Here is a 20,488-nt window from a genome sequence, read left to right on the forward strand (position 1 = left end):
TGTATTAACTTCCTTTTGGTGTTTCAAGTGGTCGATCAAGTGGCACATTGAGCAAGCGTAATGATTCTTGCATGATTTTGGCAAAAACCGGCGCAGCCACCAAACCACCATAATATTTACCTTGTGGATTCTCCACCACCACAATCATGGCAATACGTGGATTACTGATCGGCGCAACACCGGCAAACAAGGCGCGATATTCATTTTGAGAATAGCCTTTACGGTCGGCACGTAATTTATGTGCAGTACCGGTTTTCCCACCTACACGATAACCGGGAATAACCGCTTGTCGTGCCGTACCACCAGGCTGAGTCACGGCTTCCAGCATATGCAATACGGTATCGGCAATTTCCGGTGCAACCACTTGTTCGCCTTTGGGTTGCTCCGATACTTTGTACAAGGTTAACGGGACTTCTACACCATGATTGGCAATCATCGCATAGGCCTGTGCCAATTGTAGTACGGTCGCATTTAGACCATAACCATACGACATGGTTGCAACTTCGGATACATTCCATTTACTCGGTGGCAAAATCAAACCAGCACTTTCACCCGGGAAACCTACAGCCGAGCGCTTGCCAAAACCAATCTTTTTATAAAACGTCGGTAAAGTGGAATAAGGCAAGGATAAGGCAATTTTTGAGGCCCCCACATTGGAGGATTTAATTAATACCCCGCCTAAAGTCAATGCACCATAATTATGTGTATCACGAATGGTATGGTTACCAATCCGCATCGAGCCGGGGCTGGTATTAATAATTGTTGTTGGCTGGAATTTACCACTCTCCAGACCCATTAGCACGGTGAACGGCTTCATGGTCGAACCAGGTTCAAATGAGTCAACTGCGCCACGATTCCGCATCGCATCCTGATTACTTAAGCCCTTCGGATCATTCGGGTTATATGATGGCCAGCTACTCATGGCCAGAATTTCACCAGTTTTGACATCAACCGCAATTGCAGTGGCAGAACGGGCATTATTGGCAACACCTGCTGCAGTCAACTCACGATACATGATGTATTGCAAACGTGAGTCAATACTCAAAGTGATGTTCTCACCGCCATTGCCCTGTGTGATCACTTCTTCAACTTTTAAGCGATTACCTTTACGATCCCGAAGTACCCGCTGCTCACCGTCGACACCTGCCAACCGCTTATTCAACTGCATTTCCAGCCCTTCAATCCCAACACCATTACTATTGGTTAAACCAATAATCTGTGCATTCGGCTGGGGCTGCGGATAATAGCGTTTATAATCTTTTTCGGTATAAACACCCTGAAATTTATGCGCCATAATGGCATCTGCTTGTGCAGGTGGTACCTGACGTTTTAAAGGTAGATAACGTGAGCGTGCCCGACGCTGCATGTCTTGCTGCAATTTGGCTGCATCAATCCCTACGACTTGAGCCAGTTTATCAAGATCAAAACTTTTCTGCGGTAATGCACGCTTTAATTTGGCATTATGCGGATCTTTTTTGAGTTCCTGAGAAATTTTTTCAAACTGTGCCTTAGCTTCAAAATAATCCTTGGGATCAATCACAACCGTCATTACCGGCGTACTGATGGCCAATGGTACGCCATGGCGATCACTGATCACGCCACGCATTGCCCGAATCACTTCGGTATGGGAGATATTGGCATCTGCCTTTTCTTGCAAAAAGTCACTATCGAGGATCTGTACCCAAAAAGCACGGCCAATCAATAAAATAAACGCAGCAAATGCAGCAAACCACAGTAACCGAAAACGCCACATATCCTGCGCGAGTGTAGGCTTGGCACTGACAGCACTTTTCCGCTGTTTCGTCTTTTTTGTAGGAGCAACCATTGCTGTGTCTTTCGCCTCACATCATTATTTTGTTGAAATCACGACAGTTTGAGTAGCAGGAGGAGAATACATACGCAATTGCGTCACCGCCCGGGAACCAATCTGGGCTGTCGCACCAAACGTTTGTTGCTCAATCAGCAAACGTCCCCATTCTGCATTCAAATCATCTTTTTCTTTCATTAAATTATTATAACCACGATAATCATGGCGATAATTAAATACCTGATTCACCACCATAAATGCACTGCCCATGATCGCAATGATGATCAATAGAACAATCGCCACCTGTTGCAAAATGCTTTTCTCAATTAGTTTATGGTTTTTGATCATCATATTTTAATGTTCCAGTCGCTCTGCCACACGTAACCACGCACTACGAGAACGTGGATTCTCTTTTACTTCCGCAGCACTTGGTGCAATACGTGCAATTTTTTTCAGGGTACGAGTGTCTTTTTGTGCCTGTGGCATGCCCCAATCCTGTTCCGGCAGTGTTGATTCCTTCTGGATAAACTGTTTGATTAAACGATCTTCCAGAGAATGAAAACTAATCACTGCCAAGCGCCCATGAGATTTAAGCATACTGACCGCTTGCGGTAAAAATGTTTCAACATCGTCCAGTTCCTTATTAATCGCAATACGGATCGCCTGAAAGGTTCGGGTCGCAGGATGTTTATGTTTTTCCCATTTGGGATGGGCAACTTTTACAATCTCGGCCAGTTGCGCAGTGGTTTCAATCAAACCTGCCTGCTTAATCGCTCGGGCAATACGGCGGCTGTAACGTTCTTCGCCATATTTAAAAATAACATTGGCAAGGTCTGTTTCATCCATTGCCACCAACCATTGCGCTGCGGTTTGTCCCTGTGAATTGTCCATCCGCATATCCAGCGGTCCATCATGCATAAAGCTAAAGCCGCGTTCAGCTTGATCCAGTTGCGGAGATGACACACCAAGATCTGCCATAATCCCTTCAACAGACGCAATACCCAATTGCTGTAATTGCGCTGCAAGATCGGCAAAGCTGGCATGCACAATCTGAAACCGTGAATCCTCACTGGCAAGTTCAGCCGCTGCTGCCAATGCCTGCGGATCTTTATCAAAAGCAATTACTTTTGCATCTGCGTCCAAACGGGATAATAATTCACGGCTATGTCCACCTCGACCAAAAGTCGCATCGACAAAAATACCGGTTGTTTTTTGTCCCAAAACAGCATCAACAGTTTCATGGAGCAGGACGGAAATATGAGACATGTATAATCAACAATTTAAAGTAAGACGAACCCAAGTTTAAGTTGCTAATTATTCAATGATTAGCAAAAATGACCAAGCGGCTTTTTGTATATAATTTTAAAATTATGCAACTTTGGGATAAATTTCCATAATTATACGCTGATTTTCGGGTTTATTGATTCATTCCCCCGGTATTTTTGCAATTTCTCTGCCAGAAATGCAATTAATAGACTCACCCGTTTTGGTAAATGTTCCTGTTGATAATACACCGCGTGAATATTCTGATAATACAAGGTATTTTGTTCTTCCAGCAATGCCACCAGTTTGCCCTCTTTTAAATCTTTTGCCACCAAAAACTGTGATAAACAGGTAATGCCATTACCCAGTAAAGTCAATTGCCGTACCGTTTCACCATTTGAGGCTTTTAATTTGGGTTGAACTGTTAAAAATTGATCATTAATTTTTAACGGCCAAGTATTTAAGGTGGGCACTTTGCTAAAACCAATCAATTGATGCTGCAATAAATCTTGTGCTGTTTCCGGATAACCTGCCCGTGCCAGATATTCCGGACTTGCCACAATATACAAGCGACTCCGGCACAGTAATTTTGCATGCAGGCTAGAATCATTGAGCTGTCCAAAACGAATCGCTACATCTGTTCTTTGTTCAAGCAAATCAATCACCTGATCATTACTATTCAATTCAATTTCGATACAGGGATAACGCTGCATAAACTCCTGTATTAAAGGTGCGATCACATGCAGAACAAAGGGTGTTGCCGAATCTATGCGTATTAAACCTGAGATTTCATGATCAAATCGCAATAAAGCATCTTCTGCTTCACCAAGATCATTGAGAATTTTTCGTGCCTTATCCAGAAATAATTGCCCTTCCTGCGTTAGTTTTAATTTTCGTGTGGTACGCTCAAGTAAAGTGACATTCAGTTTGGATTCGAGACGCTGTAAAGCCCGACTTACTCCCGATGTGGTCTGGTTCAACTGCTGTGCTGCATACACAATCGAACCCGCATCAACAATAGTGACAAAAGCAAGTAATTCTTCAATCGAAGATTTCATTTGATCACCGCACTTTATTGTTGAGTTTTAGTCAATAATATTTTGCAGATCATCTGGTTTTTTTGCAACAAAAATCCAAGCAAAATACCTATCAAGACAAGACTGTATATGCTATGCAGTCTAATACCAGAGATAAAACCTGAGGTAAAGAAAGATGACTATTCCAAAATTTGGCGTTGGTACATTTCGTTTAAAAGACCAAGTGGTGATTGATTCGGTCAAAACAGCCCTTGAGGTCGGCTATCGTGCCATTGATACTGCACAAATATATGACAATGAAGCACAGGTGGGTCAGGCCATTGCCGAAAGTGGTATTGCCCGACAGGATTTGTTTATTACCACAAAAATCTGGACAGACCATTATTCCCGTGAAAAATTAATCCCAAGTTTAAAAGAAAGTCTTCAAAAGTTAAAAACTGATGCGGTCAATCTAACCCTAATTCACTGGCCCGCACCCAAACAAGGTTTTTCGATTGCGGAGATTGTGGAAAATCTTTATGAAGCACAACAACAAGGTTTAACGCAATATATTGGGGTATCCAACTTTAATATTGCCGAAGTACAACAAGCCATTGATGCGGTAGGCAAAGAAAATATTATTACCAATCAAATTGAACTAAGTCCGTATCTACAAAATGAAAAAGTGGCAAATTTCTTAACCAGCCAGAATATTGATGTCACTTCCTATATGACCCTAGCCTATGGCAAAGTTCTGAATGACCCTGTATTACAAGAGATTGCCCAACAACATCAAGCCAATAGCGCACAAATTGCGTTGGCATGGGCATTACAAAAAGGCTATGCAGTGATTCCATCTTCAACCAAACGGGAACATCTGATCAGTAATTTACAGGCACAGGACATCCGCTTAAGTGCAGATGAAATGCAACTGATCGCTGCGCTTGAACGCAATGGCCGAGAAGTTGATCCGGAACAACTGGCACCATTATGGGATTAAGGTTTTAGCAATGAAGCTCAATTTTCCCTTACTTGCACTAGCAATTGGTGCATTTGCCATCGGTACGACCGAATTTTCACCGATGGGTTTTCTCCCACAAATTGCACAAGGCATGGATATTTCCATTCCACAAGCCGGTATGCTCATCACTGCCTATGCGCTGGGTGTGATGATTGGCGCACCATTGATGACGCTGTGGTTTAGCCGGTTTCCACAGCGTAAAGCATTGATGTTACTTATGGTACTTTTCACCATTGGTAACTTACTGGCAGCCTTTTCCCCCAACTATCTGGGTTTAATGGCAGCACGGATTATTACCAGCTTAAATCATGGTGCTTTTTTTGGGATTGGTTCTGTCGTTGCGGCCAGCCTCGTCCCCAAGGATAAACAGGCCAGTGCGGTGGCGACCATGTTTATGGGCTTAACCATTGCCAATATCGGTGGCGTCCCCTTAGCAACATGGTTTGGACAAAATGTGGGTTGGCGTATGTCCTTTGCAGCGATTGCAATTTTAGGTGTGATCACTATTTTGTCCCTAGGCAAAGCCTTACCCAAAGGTCAGGCCGGACATCCACCCAATGTCAAACAGGAACTTAAAGTCTTGACGCGCGGACCTGTCATTCTGGCCTTACTCACCACAGTCATGAGTGCTGGTGCCATGTTTACCCTGTACACTTATATTGCGCCAAGTTTAAAAAACTTTAACAATGCAACACCCCAACTGATTACCATTATGCTGATTTTAATTGGTATTGGCTTTTCCATCGGTAATCATCTCGGTGGGAAATTTGCCGACCGCTCAATTGATAAAACCCTGATCGGTTTTTTAGTATTGCTAATGTTGATGATGGTACTTTTCCCATTTTTGGCAAAAACAACCATCGGTGCTGGTATTGCGTTAGTGATCTGGGGTGCAGCTGCCTTTGCTGTGGTTCCACCATTACAAATGCGCGTCATGTCGGTTGCCCACGATGCGCCAGGGTTGGCATCTTCCGTCAACATTGGAGCCTTTAATCTGGGTAATGCCATTGGCGCAGCAGCCGGTGCAGCAGTATTAAGTCTGGGCTGGAGTTATACAGCCGTTTCCTTTGCTGGTGCAATGTTGGCTGGATTAGGTTTAATATTGGTGTTTTTCCAAATGAAAAATATTCCTCAAACACTTACCCAATAATATTGATCATTGCACAAGTTTATCCATAAGCTTGTGCATAACCCTTTATTTATCCACAGCCAAACCAAAGTGACGTAAATTTTCCTGTTCATACGGTGCATCTTCAGCCGAATAACGTCAGCCGTCTATATCGTACACTTTGGTGATCTGCCCTATAATGCTTCTACCTAAAAGCAGATACTTGATATGAATAAATTAATATTGCAACTGGGTATAACTTTAATTCTATCCACACTTCTACTCTGTAGTGGCTGTGCAACACTTTACCTAAATGCCAGATATCCTGTAACAAACCTCGAAAAAAATTATCAAACTATTGATAGTGATGAACTTATTGCCGTTGCTCATCCTGTCCAGCTCAACCAATTGGTCACTGCAATATTTATAGGAAAAAAATATCATTACCAGAGTATTCAAGGACATCATCAACTCAATAATATTATTCAAACCTTAACTGATGAAGAACGTCTGATAAGCGCTGACCCGTTAAATTTCATCCTGTATCCAGATCATCAAAGTTTTAAAACACGTATTAACTTTATCCATCCCATACCAATCTCACAATTAACGACAGATAAGAAAAAACAGTTACTTACATTGGGTTTTAATACTACGTCCAACCATGATGCAGGACAATCAGATGAACAGTATATGACAGCGCAAATTGATATTATGGGTTATATTCATTCAGCAGAATTGACACAACCGATTCAACATTATCTTGAGCAAAGCATTCCCATAAAAATTCAATACGAAACCGAAAAAAGGACCTTCAAAAACCAAAATCTGCTTAAACAGATCGTTCTCACACCTTTGGCAATCGGCTATGATGTGATCACCTTTCCAATTACATTGGGAACTTTATATGAGATTTCTAGGCAAAAAAACACGACATCACAATAAGATGAATCTAGCCATAACGTGAATTCAGGATAAGATGAGTAGAAAAAATCGATTTCGTAGCAGTGTCCGCTGCTTGTCCGAGGTTAGTAAGTTGTCTGCAAAATAATGGTTTTCAATTAATTTGTTTTTTTAGCGGTATTTGACCGAGTTTGCAGCGGACAAATGGTTTTGCCTACTTTTCCCGAAAGCCTTGTGAGGCAATGCCTCTCAGGTCGAACCGAAGGTTAAACCAGATATATGAGCCTATAATGTAAGACTCCGTCGTGATTCTTTCATTGAAATTAATTTGATCTATATAAAACAAGTGCTTTTATCCCGAACAGACGTTAACCATAATTTTATTGCACACGTTTATCCATAAGCTTGTGCATAACCATTTACTTATCCACAGTCAAACCAAAGTGACGTAAATTTTCCTGTTCATAAGGTGCATCTTCAGCCGGATAACGTAAGCCGTCTATACCGTACACTTTTGCGATCTGCCAGAGAATACTTTCACCGGCGGGTAAAACATTGAGTTGAATTTTATACACTGGATCCTGATAGGCAGCATCACTATCAATAAATTGCCAGCCCTGTTGCCGAAATGCGGTGATCACATCGCCAAGCCATGCAGCGTTAATCGCACGAACATGCAGTAATAATACATGCTTGGGTGAACGTCCCAACGTTTTTTCTGCCAGACAATCATAATAAGCAGCCCGATCTAGCAAATGCGCAATATAAGCCTGTTTTAATTTGCTTAAACTGACTTGATCATTGGCAGTTTGATATTGCATAAAAAGTTGATTGTAATACCAGTCACTGGCATCCATACTCACCGCACCCGATTGATAATGATGCTGCGCCAGCCATTGTCTTACGCCATCTCTTTTTTGCTGAGTATTGCCTTCTTTTAAAAAAGGAAAACGATAACGTGGCACAAATCCCTGCAACGGCTTAAAGTAACTATCTCCACGTTGCATACTGTCTAAATACGCCGCCAAGCTAACATCATCATGATTTAAATTCTGGTGCAGATCACTATGGTTACCGATTCGATGCCCTTGTTGTCCCCATTCGGAGACTAAAGCCAACCCCTGTTCATAGCCAATTTTACTGAGTGATGGAAATAGAATCGCTTTGATCTGGTTTTGATACAAGGTCGCTAAAATATCATGATTAATCTGCTTGGCCTGTACTTCAATTTGCGGGTCTAATCCATCATCAAAACTTAAAGCCAGTTGTTTGGCAGAGGCAAAGCCATTGAATAATAAAAATAGTATTGCTAGCCAATGCTGCATGTATATTTCCTAGAGGAAAATTATCGGTATAAGATACCAAAACTAACCCACTACATATCAAAAATATATGATTTCAATAAAATTGGCTGTAAAAAAACAATGATGTTTAACAAATTAAAGAAGAATATTCTCAATAACAGGTATATCATTAAATTTACTTTATATTAGTACTAAATAATAGTACTATTTATAAAAAGAATTTGTGATCTGGTCAATGAAAAAACAGCATCAAAAAACTTTAGAAGCCATTTTTAAAAAACCAATATCTGGGAACATTGCATGGAAAGATATTGAATCGTTATTTAAGGGTTTAGGTGCCGAAATTGAAGAACGTGAAGGATCACGTATTGCTGTTATTTTATTTGGTCAGGTAAAGGTATTTCATCGACCTCATCCACAACCAACCACGGATAAAGGTGCTATAGCATCTATAAGAGCGTGGCTTAGTTTAAATGATGTTACACCATAAGGAGTCAGTAATGATTAACATATTAAAAGTTGATGGCTACTCTGCTGTAGTGAATTATGATCCTGATATTGATATGTTTCGTGGAGAGTTTACCGATCTAAACGGCAGTGCTGATTTCTATGCCACAACGATTGATGATCTAAAAAAAGAAGCAAAAATTTCTTTAGATACATTTTTAACTGTTTGTAAAGAACGAAACATCGAACCAATAAAAACCTATTCTGGTCGTTTTAATACACGCATTCCATCTGAATTACATAAAAAACTTGTGCTGATTGCTACAGTGCAAGGGAAAAGTATTAATGATTTTGTTAAACAGGCGATTGAAAAAGAAATTATTGAAGCTGAAATAACTTAATTTAATTCATTTTGGAAAAACTAAAAATAAGAAAACCAGCCCGAAAGCTGGTTTTTTATCACATGGCAATTAACCACTAATCTTTTTATATTTTGTCCGTTTGGCAACTGCATCTTCACCTAGACGAGAAGCACGATAAGCTTCATATTCTGCATAGTTTCCTGTGTAGAATTCTGGTGTTTCGTTTTCAAAAGACAAGATATGTGTCGCAATCCGATCAAGGAACCAGCGGTCATGCGATACCACCATCACAGTACCTGGGAACACCAAAATGGCATCTTCCAGCGCACGTAGAGTTTCGATATCCAGATCGTTTGATGGTTCATCGAGTAAGATAACGTTTGCACCCATTTGCAGGATTTTAGCCAGTTGTAAACGGTTACGCTCACCACCGGACAACTCACCAACACGTTTTTGCTGATCCTGTCCCTTAAAGTTAAAACGACCGATATATGCACGAGATGCAATTTCATAGTCACCAATTTTCAGGATATCTAAACCGCCAGAAACTTCTTCCCAGACAGTTTTGTTGTCATCTAATGTGTCACGAATCTGACCGACATAAGCCACTTTTACAGAGTCACCTAAAGTCACAGTACCAGTATCAGGTTGTTGTTCGCCTGTCATCATACGGAACAAAGTGGTTTTACCTGCACCATTTGGACCGACAATACCCACAATTGCAGTAGGCGGCACGGTAAAAGTCAGATTTTCATACAGTAAACGTCCATCAAAGGATTTACTAATTCCTTCGACTTCTACTACTTTATTCCCCAGACGAGGACCTGGTGGAATATAAATTTCAGAAGTTTCATTACGTTGCTGGAATTCTTTCGAGTTCAGCTCTTCAAAACGTTCCATACGGGCTTTGTTTTTCTTCTGCTGACCTTTGGCATTAGAACGAACCCATTCCAGTTCTTTTTTCAATGCCTTAGCAAAAGATTCTTCCTGTTTGTTTTCCTGCTCTAAACGGGCATTTTTCTGTTCCAACCAAGAAGAGTAATTGCCTTGATAAGGAATACCATGTCCACGGTCAAGCTCAAGAATCCACTCTGCCACATTATCAAGGAAGTAACGGTCATGGGTAATGGCCACAATCGTACCTGAGAAATCTTTCAGGAAACGTTCCAGCCATGAAACTGATTCGGCATCCAAATGGTTGGTTGGTTCGTCCAGTAACAGCATGTCTGGCTTGGACAGTAATAAACGGCATAATGCCACACGACGACGCTCGCCACCGGAAAGCAGAGTAACATCTGCATCCCAAGCCGGAAGATTTAATGCACCTGCTGCCTGTTCCATCTGGTTATTCAGGTTATGTGCATCCCAGGCATGAATAATTGCTTCCAGTTTTTCCTGCTCTTTGGCCAACGCATCAAAATCGGCATCTTCAGCCGCATATTCTGCAAATACTTCATCCAAACGTGCCAAAGCATCCAGCGGTTCACGCAAACCATCTTCAACATTGCCACGCACATCTTTATTTGGATCTAATGGTGGTTCTTGTTCTAAATAACCAATTTTAATACCCGGTTGTGCCCGTGCTTCACCCGAAAAGTCTTTATCGACACCTGCCATAATACGCAGTAAGGTTGATTTACCTGCACCGTTTAAACCCAGTACACCAATTTTTGCACCCGGGAAAAATGATAAAGAAATGTCTTTTAAGATGTTGCGCTTGGGCGGCACCATCTTGGACACTCGGTTCATCGTGTAAATATATTGGGCCACGTAGGACTCCTAAGTTAAATCAGTCAATGCCAAAAAATGGCAACATACAAATGCCGACTATTATACGATGAAATACGAGATAAAATATCAAATTATTGGAATTAAACGCATCTGAATGTTTCTTGTTGATTATGAACAGCATTCATATCAACAGATTCAGATAAAGCATTTCTTTAGGCAGGGTATTTATTCTATGCTGGACTTGTCCATCGCTCAATTGAAGGAGTCAATTGGGTGTGCATAAAAACTTAATTCGCTAATAATCAAAAGGATTTCAATGTGATCAATACAAATAAGACCATCGACTTTGCCATTATAGATCCCCATATCCATCAATGGGATCCTTATCATACGCCGCATCCCGCACATACACTGGTTAAAATTTTCGGTGATTATCCCGGTGTCATGGATAAATTGCTGCGTCTGGTCAAACCCCAACCCCTCATTGATACCGTCGGCTCAACAGCACATATTCTTGCACCCTATTTACCGCAGGATTATACCAAAGATCTGCAACATTATCAGGTAGACAGTGTGGTGCATATTGAAGCCAATTGGCATGACCATAAAGGTACTGGTGTAGTGGGTGAAACCCACTGGATTAATACCCTGCCCTTTGCCCAGTATAATATTCAACTGGGTGCCATTGTGGCTGCTGCCGATCCCCGAGATAAGCAGTTCAAAAAAATTCTGGACCTACATCAACAGGTCAGCCCTGTATTTCGGGGAATCCGTAAAATGGCCTCTTATCATCAAGATAAGGGCATTTATCGTTGGTGTGATCAGGCGAATTTATATCGAGATAAGAAATTTTTAATCGGTTTTGAAGAACTTGCCAAACGGCATCTCAGTTTTGATGCATGGGTATATTCCAGTCAACTCAATGATGTCATTGATCTGGCAAAACAGTTTCCAGAAACCGCAATCGTGATTGATCATCTGGCCACGCCTGCCGGTTTATTCGGTCCGGTTGGAAAAACCACAGGTCAAACCCAACAAGATCGACTGAATATTTTTGCCCATTGGAAAGAGTATATTGCACGACTTGCCGAACATCGTAATGTATATGCCAAAATTTCCGGGCTGATGATGCCAGTGTTAGGCCATGATTATTATCGTAAAGGACAATACGCCAGTGTAGACGAGATGATTGATCAATTATCGCCACTGATCAATCATGCCATTCAAGCGTTTGGTATCGACCAGATTATTTTTGCATCAAACTATCCAATGGATAAACCAAATGCCAAACTGGTTGATATTATCACGGCTTATCTGGAAATGATTCGTCCTTATGGTGATCAAGCATTACAGGCAATCTTTCGACAAAATGCCAAATCTTTTTATCGGATGGTTTAGTTTTGATGTGATAAACAAACACGACACTTCTCAAATCCCAGATGAGAAAACCGAATTTATGGCCACGATTTGATCCCAATACCAACTAGAGCAATTACTCTATTTTTATTATTATTTTCATACACTTATTTATAGACAATAGGATTAAACATCATTTATCCTAAAACATAAAGATTTTTATCGTCGTGTACAAATCGGTAATCCCCTATGTTAATTAAATAGTGGAATGGATTACCGTTTCAACCAAAAGGATGGCTTGATATGAATACAAAACTACAAAAACTTTTACCCACCAAAGTAAAAGGCAAACATATCCTGATCACGGGCGCATCCAGCGGTATTGGGCTGACTACAGCAAAAATGCTGGCAGAATATGGGGCACATGTCATTCTGGTGGCAAGAACACAGGAAAAGTTAGAGGAAGCACAAGCAGAAATTCAGGCTAATGGTGGATTGGCATCTTTTTTTACTTGTGATTTAAATGATATGGAATCAATTGATCAGGTTTCCAAAGACATTTTGGCAACATTTGAGCATATAGATATTTTGATTAATAACGCAGGTCGTTCAATTCGACGTTCCGTGCATGAATCGATTGATCGCTTCCATGATTTTGAGCGTACCATGCAGCTTAATTATTTTGGTGCAGTACGTCTGGTCCTTAATCTATTACCGCATATGATTAACCGTAAGAACGGACAAATCATTAATATTAGTTCGATTGGCGTACTGGCAAATGCAACCCGTTTTTCTGCCTATGTCGCCTCCAAAGCTGCTCTGGATGCCTTTAGTCGCTGTTTATCAGCCGAAGTGTTAAAACATAAGATTTCGATTACTTCAATCTATATGCCACTGGTTCGCACGCCGATGATTGCACCGACTAAAATTTATAAATATGTACCAACACTTTCACCCGAACAGGCAGCAGATTTGATTGCCTATGCCATTATTAAGCGTCCGAAAAAAGTTGCCACACATTTAGGGCGTTTGGCATCGATCACCTATGCAGTTGCACCTGATATCAATAATGTGTTGATGTCGATTGGCTTTAACCTTTTTCCAAGTTCATCGGCAGCGAAAGGTGAATCACAGAAACTTAACCTGTTACAACGTGCTTATGCCCGATTATTCCCCGGTGAACACTGGTAAATTATCAATTATTTCAACAGGAGATTTAAGCATTTAAGCCGCTTAAATCTCTTTTTTTATGTCAATTCTTTGTACTTATTTCTCTCATAAAAAAAAGCATCCGAAGATGCTTTTAGATGATGAAATATGAATCTTAGTGGTCAGATGCACCTGATGCACCAATCCCTGTAATCGAACGAACATATTGTTCATTAAATGCTTTGCGTTCTCTTTCTGCACGGGCAGATTTGTCTGTGACCGAGAATAACCAGCAGCAGAAGAAAGACAATGGCATTGCAAAAATCGCTGGACCGTTAAATGGATTAATCGGATTATCAGAAATTTTGAAAGTATCGACCCAAACTGCTTTAGATAGAATAATCAGGACAACAGCCGTAACCAGACCTACAACACCGCCAATTACTGCACCACGCGTTGTTAAACCTCTCCAGAACATAGATAAAACCAGTACCGGGAAGTTGGCACAACAGGCCACTGAGAATGCCAGACCCACCATAAATGCAACGTTTTGCTTTTCAAACAAGATACCTAAAATCATTGCAAAAATAGCCAAACCTAAAGTCGCAATTTTTGACATTTTAAGTTCAGATGCTGGTGTGGTTTTACCTTTTTTAATAACGTTGGCATATAAATCGTGGGAAATTGCAGATGCGCCAGATAAGGTCAGACCAGCCACTACCGCAAGAATTGTGGCAAATGCAACGGCTGAAATAAAGCCCATGAATAAATCGCCACCAACCGCATCGGAAAGATGCACCGCAGCCATATTACTACCACCGACCAGTTCTAACTTGCCTGTAACTGCCATTTTGGCTGTATCAAGGAATTGTGGATTATTAGATACAAACAGAATCGCACCAAAACCAATGATAAAGGTCAATAGATAGAAGTAACCAATAAAGCCTGTTGCCACAACCACAGATTTACGTGCTTCTTTGGCATCTTTTACCGTAAAGAAACGCATCAGAATGTGAGGCAAACCTGCTGTACCAAACATCAATGCAAGACCTAGTGAAATGGCATCAATTGGGTTGGCAGCAAGTTTACCTGGTCCCATGATTTTTTGCGCATCTTCCAGACTGACATTGTTGGCCTGACTAAAGACCACAATTGCCTGATTAAACATGTTACTGAAACTAAAACCTACAGCCTTCATTACCATGAATGCCATAAAGGTTGCACCAGAAAGCAATAACACTGCTTTAATGATTTGTACCCATGTGGTTGCCAGCATACCGCCAAACATCACATATGCCATCATCAATAAACCAACGATCACCACAGCGATATTATAGTTCAGACCAAACAACAGTTTAATTAACTGTCCAGCACCGACCATTTGTGCAATTAGATAGAATGCCACTACAACTAAAGAACTGATCGCTGCTAGTGTACGCACTGGTTTCTCTTCCAAACGAAAAGACACCACATCGGATAAGTTGTATTTACCTAGGTTACGTAAACGTTCTGCAATCAGGAACAATACAATCGGCCAGCCGACCATGAAGCCCAGAGAGTAAAGCAAGCCATCAAAACCTGAACTAAACACCATGGCAGAAATACCCAGAAACGATGCTGCCGACATGAAGTCACCAGCAATCGCTAAACCATTCTGAAAACCAGAAATTCCGCCGCCCGCTGTATAGAAATCTTGAGTGGATTGTGTTTGTTTAGCTGCCCATTTGGTAATAAACAAGGTAAAACCTACGAATATTACAAACATAATAATGGCATGCCAGTTAGTCGCCTGCTGTTCGGCTGCACCTAAATCCGGTCCTGCCATTGCGACACTGGAATACATGGCGGTTAATGCGCCAGTTGCAGCAAGTAAGGCTTTTGCCTTGATTGAATTCCATTTCATATTAGTGTGTTCCTTTCTCGTGGGTAATGGCCTCTACTTCCTTGAGGGCTTCTTTACTCAATTGATCAAATGTGTTGTTTGCAATATACGAATACACTGCACACAGTACAAATGACAAAACAATAATCCCCAGACCCAGTGGAATTCCCCACGTTGTTACACCACCATTAAAAGAACTCATCAAGAATTCTTTGTTATAACCGACTAATAACATAAACCCGACATAGATGACCAACATGATAATTGTCAATGTCCAGCTTAATTTGCCCTGTTTTTTCACCATTTCTTGAAATTTTGGATTTTCCAGAATTCGTTTTACTTGAGCATCATCCATTCTCAACTCTCCTAATATAACCACGACCAGCCTTAGCCATATTCTTGTGGCCATCACAGCCATAACTTTGGTTGATGTCAAATTAACAACTTGTTAGGCAATGGTAACTTAGACTTTGGTCTTGAAACGCTCTCATCAATAAGTCGTATTTACAGCAATTCCATTCATATTTTGCAGTTCACAGCATCTGATTCAGCATGATCATAGGCTGCTGTTGCTGTATGATGTAGCGGTCAAACACTAGGTCGCGATCTGATGAATGCCAGTTTAATCTTGGGCGTACTTGCTACTTATATTTTTATATTATTTGCCTGTGCCTTTTTGGGAGAACGTCACGCCAGCCGTTTAAGTCCTCGCCGACGCATGATTTTGTTTAGTCTTACCTTGGGAGTGTATTGTTCTTCATGGACATTCTATGGTGCGACAGGTGCAGCCGTTCGGGATGGCGCCATCTTTTTACCCATCTATCTCGGACCCTTATTATTTATCTGGTTTGGTTATGATATCTGGCGCCGTTTGGGCCGTGTCAGGCAACACCATGCGGTATCATCAATCGCGGATTTTATCTCAGCGCGTTATGGTAAATCAGGGGCATTGGCTTCACTGGTCACTATTCTGGCAGTGGTGGCGATTCTACCTTATCTGGCATTACAACTTCGGGCCATTGCCTTAAGTACCTCCATCATACTAGAACAAACCAATTATCAATATGCTGCAACCAATAGTGTTTTATTATTAACTGGTGTCTTGGCAATATTGGCCATGTTATTTGGTAGCCGGCATATCGCCAACACAGAACAACATGGCGGTTTAATGCTTGCCGTTGCATTTGAGTCCTTTGTCAAACTGTTTGCCCTACTGGCAGTCGCGGGCTTTTTTGCTTTTTCATCGACTGAAAACTTACAGCAAATTAAAACTGATTTTTTAGATAATATTTATCAAATTCAGCAAATTGGGGTTCCACCTTCGTTCTGGACACAAACAATTCTGGCAGGACTTGCCATCATCTGTTTACCACGCCAGTTCCATGTTGCTGTGGTCGAGTTACGCGAAGAATCACACATCAAAGGTGCCAGACGCTGGTTTGGCGGTTATTTGATTCTGACCACCATTGCCATTATTCCTTTGGCAAGCTGGGCCCTACATACGCCATTGGATATTCTTCCAGTCGCAGATATTGCAGTCTTGATGCTGCCAATGAGCTATAACAATGAATGGCTGACTTTACTGGCATTTGTCGGTGGTTTCTCTGCATCAACCGGTATGCTACTGGTGTCCTCTGTTGCGCTCTCGATCATGCTCAGCAATGACTTAATCATGCCGGCATTATGGCGTTTTAATCTGATTTCCAGACATGATGCCCGCCTGCCGCAACTATTAAAACTGGTTCGTCGTATATCTATTCTGGCAGTTATGCTACTGGGCTTTTTGTTTTATCATTTCTTTGCCGACATTAATCAGCTTTCGGTTTTCGGTTTATTGGCTTTTAGTGCAGTAGCGCAATTCGCCCCGGCATTAATTGGTGGTTTATACTGGCGTGGCGGCAGCAAACAAGGGGTTTATATTGGTCTGCTCGTGGGTTTTGCCCTGTGGTCCTATACCTTATTATTTCCAACGATTTTACGTAGTCTGCCTGAACAACATCAACTCTGGGCCTATCACATTCTCGATGATGGACCTTTTTATATTAACTGGTTGCGCCCGGAAGCATTATTTGGATTTAATTCTCTGGCAGCCCTCACCCATGGCGTGATCTGGTCACTGGGTGCCAATATCCTGTGTTTTTATGGCTTTTCACGTCGCTATCGCCCCAGTGTTGCCGAGCAGATTCAAGCGGAAAGTTTTTTCTTTTACGATACCAAACCTTTACCCACACAAAGCTCTTTACATGATGGACATATTCCCAGTGAGCAAATTTCCCGGTTAAAAATTGCCGATCTGATTGCCTTGTGTGCAAGAATTACCGGAGAAAAAAATACGCTGGAAGCCTTTAGCCAGTTTGCCGAAAACAATCTGTTCTCGCTGGACAAGCAACAGTTCGCCAATGGGATGTGGTGGCGATTTACCGAACAATATCTGGCAGGTGCAATTGGTACAGCCTCTGCCCGTACATTATTAACCACCGCTTTATTAAATAATGGTCTGGCTCTCGGACAAGTAGCCAATATTCTCGATCAGGCCTCACAATGGCAACGCTTTAACCAGAATCTAATCATGACCATGATTGACCATATGACCCAAGGCGTCAGTGTGGTTGATGAAAATATGTGTCTGGTGGCATGGAATAATCAATATTTAAAACTGTTTGATTATCCAAAAGATCTGGTTTACGTCGGTTGTCCTATTGCCGACCTGATTCGTTATAATGCAGAACGTGGTGAATGTGGCCCCGGTTCAGTCGAAGAACATGTCAGAAAACGGGTCAACTGGATGCGTAAAGGCAGCTCACATGAATTTGAACGCTATCGCGCCGATGGTCGTGTGATTCAAATGCGTGGTAATCCGATTGAGGGTGGTGGCTTTGTCACTACATTTGCCGACATTACTGCATTTAGACAGAATGAGGCCTTTCTTGAAGCACGTGTCAGTGAACGTACACAACAGCTTGAAGAAGCCTTGACCGAACAGCAAATCGCACGACAACAAGCCGATCAAGCCAATATGTCAAAAAGTCGCTTTATTGCTGCGGCCAGCCATGATTTATTACAACCCATGCATGCCGCACGTCTCTTTAGTGCTGCCTTAGAACAAAGCACATTGAATCAGGAAGATAAACGCACTTTAGAACAACTGGATCGTGCCCTGTTCGGTGCAGAAAGCATGCTTTCTGCACTACTGGATATTGCAAGACTTGAAGGCGGTTCGATCAAACCCAATCGAAAACCTTACAAACTTCAGGATTTACTCAGCGACTTACGCTTACAATTTAGCTCCATTGCGGAACAACGCCAAATCATCTTGCATGTACACAATACCAAATACTGGATCGATACCGACCCGCAATGGATCCGAAGAATTATCCAGAACTTTGTCAGTAATGCCCTGCGTTATACAGCTGCCGGGCGTGTCATTGTTGGCGTATTGGGATCGGCCTCGAAACCCAACCACATCCGGATCGGTGTTTGGGATACAGGTCCCGGAATCAACAGCGAACAAAAAGAAAAACTATTTCATGAGTTTGAACGTGGTGGTCATACCTCCCCCTGGGGAGAGCAAGGACTTGGTCTGGGTCTGGCCATTGTCGAGCGTATGACCCATCAGTTAAATTATCGGGTACAGGTAAAGTCGGAACTGGGCAAAGGCTCATGCTTTATGATTGAAGTTCCTACCGTCCCTGCGCCTGTAGAACAGATAACGGTACCACAGCAGTTAAAATTACAGCAAAAATCTTTAAATATCTTGTGTCTGGATAATGACCACACCATTTTAAATGCGATGCAACTTTTACTGAATAAATGGGGCTATCATGCAATTCTGGCAACCGAACCTGAACAAGCACTTGAACTGATTCAGCAGCATGATATTCATGTCTGGTTGATTGACCAGCATCTTAATCATGACCAATATGGACTGGATTTTATCCGTCAGCATAAAAATGAACAGATTCCTACCGCCTTAATTACCGCTGATACCAATCCGGAATTACCGGAAATGTTAAAAGAGCTCGGTATAGTCTTGCTTAGAAAACCATTAAAACCCGCCGCGCTTCGTGCATTTTTATCCAGTATTAAAACCAATGAATACTAAAAATAAAAAGTCGTTTTAGGGTGCTTTAACAGGGACCATAAAACGACTTGAAAACACTTTTAATGAAATTCTATGGCAGAATTGCTCATTTACATAAGTGAACAGTTGTACACTTTATTACAAATAGCTAATATTCTGTTTTTATTAAGTTTTAAAACCAATTCTTGCCGATATTGTACATTAGTCTTATAGGTTTGAAAAATGATCAGCGTATAAGAATAAGAAATAAAGATAGACGCTAAAAGGAGCATCGACATGAATATCAGCACCCACCAAAATCTGCATGCGATGCAAAGCCTGCAACGTCAGTATGCCGAAAATGCCCTTCTCCCCAATATCGACTGGCAAGCCCTGTTTCAGCAACAACGCCTCACGCCTGCCCAAATCACTGCGCTGGATACCATTTATCAAAGTGCGATTCCACTCGCGCTGACAGTATTCAAGCGTCTGAATTTTGATGTATTTTCTCCTGCGGCCTATCATCCACAAGGATTAGGACTGTTTGATCAACTGGCAAAACAGGAAGATCGTTTTCTGCATATTCTTTCTAGCATGGCTGATGATCTGGATCACGAAACACGCCATCAAATCTGGAGTATGTTATTGCGTGGTGGTGCAGTTCTGGTCTTTAAAGTGTGGTTAGGACTGGTAAAAACCGGACAATTGACAATTGATCTGAGCCAATTTGATGAACTGTCAGATTTATTATGGATCAAAACCAAACCGGAGCAACTGGCAAAACAACTCCGTGTTGATACAGAAGCCAAGTACGAACATTTATTTTTAACCTTTGAAGATCAGGTTTTTCTTGAACGCTTTAATTGTCTGGAAACTGCGATACTGTTTAGCCGTTTAGGCGTCTATGATCCGGTATTTTTAAGTTTAAGAGATGAAACTGTAGCAGAATTTTTCCTTGCACAGCAGTTGGTGACTCAAGAGCAAATTGAAGAATTGCAATGTGCCTTAAACCCTTTGAACTGTGCAGACCAAACCAGCAAACAGGATTATCTGGTTTAATCAACGTCGCCTATAAACCA

General features: G+C 41.6%; 17 protein-coding genes. 9 read left to right on the forward strand and 8 right to left on the reverse strand.

Annotated elements, in window-relative coordinates:
• Positions 1–4: 4 nt before the first annotated feature.
• The 4 genes from ftsI to CAP51_RS04385 all read right to left on the reverse strand — a co-directional run bounded on the left by ftsI (position 5) and on the right by CAP51_RS04385 (position 4,128).
• On the reverse strand, positions 5–1,825 hold the full coding sequence (gene ftsI / locus CAP51_RS04370) for a penicillin-binding protein PBP3 (protein WP_087619510.1): 1,821 nt from the start codon (positions 1,823–1,825) through the stop codon (positions 5–7).
• Positions 1,826–1,849: 24 nt separating this feature from the next.
• Complete coding sequence (ftsL, locus tag CAP51_RS04375) at positions 1,850–2,155, reverse strand: cell division protein FtsL (protein ID WP_087619885.1); 306 nt, start codon at positions 2,153–2,155, stop codon at positions 1,850–1,852.
• Between the two features lie 6 nt (positions 2,156–2,161).
• Positions 2,162–3,073: a 16S rRNA (cytosine(1402)-N(4))-methyltransferase RsmH gene (gene rsmH / locus CAP51_RS04380; RefSeq protein WP_087619511.1), complete on the reverse strand. Its 912-nt coding sequence runs from the start codon at positions 3,071–3,073 to the stop codon at positions 2,162–2,164.
• Positions 3,074–3,204: 131 nt separating this feature from the next.
• Positions 3,205–4,128 (reverse strand): LysR family transcriptional regulator, encoded by a 924-nt coding sequence (locus tag CAP51_RS04385; protein WP_087619512.1) that lies wholly within the window; start codon positions 4,126–4,128, stop codon positions 3,205–3,207.
• 154 nt (positions 4,129–4,282) lie between these two features.
• Between CAP51_RS04385 and dkgB the strand changes: the two genes are divergently transcribed.
• The 3 genes from dkgB to CAP51_RS04400 all read left to right on the forward strand — a co-directional run bounded on the left by dkgB (position 4,283) and on the right by CAP51_RS04400 (position 7,160).
• Positions 4,283–5,086 (forward strand): 2,5-didehydrogluconate reductase DkgB, encoded by an 804-nt coding sequence (gene dkgB / locus CAP51_RS04390; protein WP_087619513.1) that lies wholly within the window; start codon positions 4,283–4,285, stop codon positions 5,084–5,086.
• Positions 5,087–5,096: 10 nt separating this feature from the next.
• A complete protein-coding gene (locus CAP51_RS04395) occupies positions 5,097–6,257 on the forward strand; it encodes an MFS transporter (protein WP_087619514.1) in 1,161 nt (386 codons plus the stop codon).
• Between the two features lie 186 nt (positions 6,258–6,443).
• The gene (locus CAP51_RS04400; RefSeq protein WP_087619515.1) at positions 6,444–7,160 is read left to right on the forward strand and encodes a hypothetical protein; all 717 of its coding nucleotides are present in this window, start codon (positions 6,444–6,446) and stop codon (positions 7,158–7,160) included.
• Positions 7,161–7,537: 377 nt separating this feature from the next.
• Here the strand turns inward: CAP51_RS04400 and CAP51_RS04405 are convergent, their stop codons facing one another.
• Entirely contained in the window at positions 7,538–8,443 is a 906-nt protein-coding gene (locus tag CAP51_RS04405; RefSeq protein WP_087619516.1) for a polysaccharide deacetylase family protein, read from the reverse strand.
• Between the two features lie 214 nt (positions 8,444–8,657).
• Here CAP51_RS04405 and CAP51_RS04410 point away from each other — a divergent pair, with 214 nt between their 5' ends.
• Entirely contained in the window at positions 8,658–8,912 is a 255-nt protein-coding gene (locus tag CAP51_RS04410; protein WP_087619517.1) for a type II toxin-antitoxin system HicA family toxin, read from the forward strand.
• Positions 8,913–8,922: 10 nt separating this feature from the next.
• Positions 8,923–9,270 (forward strand): type II toxin-antitoxin system HicB family antitoxin, encoded by a 348-nt coding sequence (locus CAP51_RS04415; RefSeq protein WP_087619518.1) that lies wholly within the window; start codon positions 8,923–8,925, stop codon positions 9,268–9,270.
• A gap of 69 nt (positions 9,271–9,339) precedes the next feature.
• On the opposite strand, the gene ettA is transcribed toward CAP51_RS04415, so the two are convergent.
• Positions 9,340–11,001: an energy-dependent translational throttle protein EttA gene (gene ettA, locus CAP51_RS04420; RefSeq protein WP_087619519.1), complete on the reverse strand. Its 1,662-nt coding sequence runs from the start codon at positions 10,999–11,001 to the stop codon at positions 9,340–9,342.
• A 279-nt stretch (positions 11,002–11,280) separates the two neighbouring features.
• Here ettA and CAP51_RS04425 point away from each other — a divergent pair, with 279 nt between their 5' ends.
• Together CAP51_RS04425 and CAP51_RS04430 are read left to right on the forward strand one after the other, a co-directional pair.
• Positions 11,281–12,360, forward strand: coding sequence for an amidohydrolase family protein (locus CAP51_RS04425; RefSeq protein ID WP_245809067.1), 1,080 nt, complete (start codon positions 11,281–11,283; stop codon positions 12,358–12,360).
• Positions 12,361–12,621: 261 nt separating this feature from the next.
• Positions 12,622–13,509 (forward strand): SDR family NAD(P)-dependent oxidoreductase, encoded by an 888-nt coding sequence (locus CAP51_RS04430; RefSeq protein WP_087619520.1) that lies wholly within the window; start codon positions 12,622–12,624, stop codon positions 13,507–13,509.
• A gap of 133 nt (positions 13,510–13,642) precedes the next feature.
• On the opposite strand, the gene CAP51_RS04435 is transcribed toward CAP51_RS04430, so the two are convergent.
• Both CAP51_RS04435 and CAP51_RS04440 read right to left on the reverse strand, forming a co-directional pair.
• Entirely contained in the window at positions 13,643–15,370 is a 1,728-nt protein-coding gene (locus tag CAP51_RS04435) for a cation acetate symporter (protein ID WP_087619521.1), read from the reverse strand.
• 1 nt (position 15,371) lies between these two features.
• A complete protein-coding gene (locus tag CAP51_RS04440) occupies positions 15,372–15,704 on the reverse strand; it encodes a DUF485 domain-containing protein (RefSeq protein ID WP_087619522.1) in 333 nt (110 codons plus the stop codon).
• 255 nt (positions 15,705–15,959) lie between these two features.
• Here CAP51_RS04440 and CAP51_RS04445 point away from each other — a divergent pair, with 255 nt between their 5' ends.
• Together CAP51_RS04445 and CAP51_RS04450 are read left to right on the forward strand one after the other, a co-directional pair.
• Entirely contained in the window at positions 15,960–19,451 is a 3,492-nt protein-coding gene (locus tag CAP51_RS04445) for a PAS domain-containing hybrid sensor histidine kinase/response regulator (protein ID WP_087619523.1), read from the forward strand.
• A 255-nt stretch (positions 19,452–19,706) separates the two neighbouring features.
• The gene (locus tag CAP51_RS04450) at positions 19,707–20,468 is read left to right on the forward strand and encodes a hypothetical protein (RefSeq protein WP_087619524.1); all 762 of its coding nucleotides are present in this window, start codon (positions 19,707–19,709) and stop codon (positions 20,466–20,468) included.
• Positions 20,469–20,488: the final 20 nt, after the last annotated feature.

The organism is Acinetobacter populi (assembly GCF_002174125.1).
Taxonomy (GTDB): domain Bacteria; phylum Pseudomonadota; class Gammaproteobacteria; order Pseudomonadales; family Moraxellaceae; genus Acinetobacter; species Acinetobacter populi.